Source organism: Vibrio sp. H11, assembly GCF_004804295.1.
Lineage (GTDB): Bacteria > Pseudomonadota > Gammaproteobacteria > Enterobacterales > Vibrionaceae > Vibrio > Vibrio ostreae.
This window is the reverse complement of the sequence record NZ_SSHN01000028.1, coordinates 1-1,277: the sequence shown is the minus strand read 5'-3', so window position 1 is coordinate 1,277 and position 1,277 is coordinate 1. Positions and strand designations below refer to the sequence as shown.

At 59.4% G+C, this 1,277-nt stretch carries 1 pseudogene; it reads left to right on the top strand.

From position 1 onward, the window contains the following. Positions 1-1,277 (top strand): annotated as a pseudogene (locus E6C74_RS20915) (hypothetical protein); the annotation flags it as partial.

Here is a 1,277-nt window from a genome sequence, read left to right as displayed (position 1 = left end):
GTGACGTTGACCGGTAAAGTGGAAGCGGATGCGACGGTCACTGGCATGACCATCACCGACGGGGCGACCACATTGACGGTCAACAATAATGACATCACGGTCGACGCAGACGGCAATGTCTCTGTCGCAGGCCAGGACTTGTCCGGCCTGAATGACGGTGAGCTGACCGTGACCATGAATGTGACTGACGCGGCCGGCAACCCGGGCGCGGTGACCGACACCACTAAGCTGGATCAAAGCGCGCCCACCAATAACGATGGCAGCAATAGCATTGCGTTTGTTGATGGCGGCGATGAGCTGCTGAGCCGCAGCGAAGCGACCAGCGTGACGCTGACAGGGAAAGTGGAAGCGGATGCGACGGTAACGGCGATCACCACCACCGACGGGACGACCACATTAACGGTCGACAGCGATGACATCTCTGTCGACGCAGAAGGCAATGTCTCTGTCATTGGCCAGGACTTATCCGGCCTGAACGACGGCGAGCTGACCGTGACCATGAATGTGACCGACGCCGCCGGCAACCCGGGCGCCGTGACCGATACCACCGAACTGGATCAAAGTGCACCGGAAAATAATGATGGTGACAACAGCATCGCGTTCAACGATGGCGGCGATGAACTGCTGAGCCGCAGCGAAGCAAGCAGCGTGACGTTGACCGGTAAAGTGGAAGCGGATGCGACGGTCACTGGCATCACCATTACGGATGGCGACACGACGCTGACGGTTAACGCCAGCGATATTAGTGTCGATGCAGACGGCAATGTCTCTGTCGCAGGCCAAAACTTGTCTGGCCTGAATGACGGCGAGCTGACCGTGACCATGACTGTGACCGACGCGGCGGGTAACCCGGGCGCAGTGACCGACACCACCGAGCTGGATCAAAGTGCGCCCACCAACAACGATGGCAGCAACAGCATTGCGTTCAACGATGGCGGTGATGAACTGCTGAGCCGCAGCGAAGCGATCAGTGTGACCCTGACCGGTAAAGTGGAAGCCGATGCCACCGTGACCGGCATCACCATCACCGACAGCGATACCACGCTGACTGTGGCGGCGGCAGATATCACGGTCGACGCAGACGGCAATGTCTCGGTCATTGGCCAGGTTCTATCCGGCCTGAATGACGGTGAGCTGACCGTGACCATGAATGTGACTGACGCGGCGGGCAACCCGGGCGCAGTGACCGACACCACCGAGCTGGATCAAAGTGCGCCCACCAACAACGATGGCAGCAACAGCATTGCGTTCAACGATGGCGGTGATGAACTGCTGAG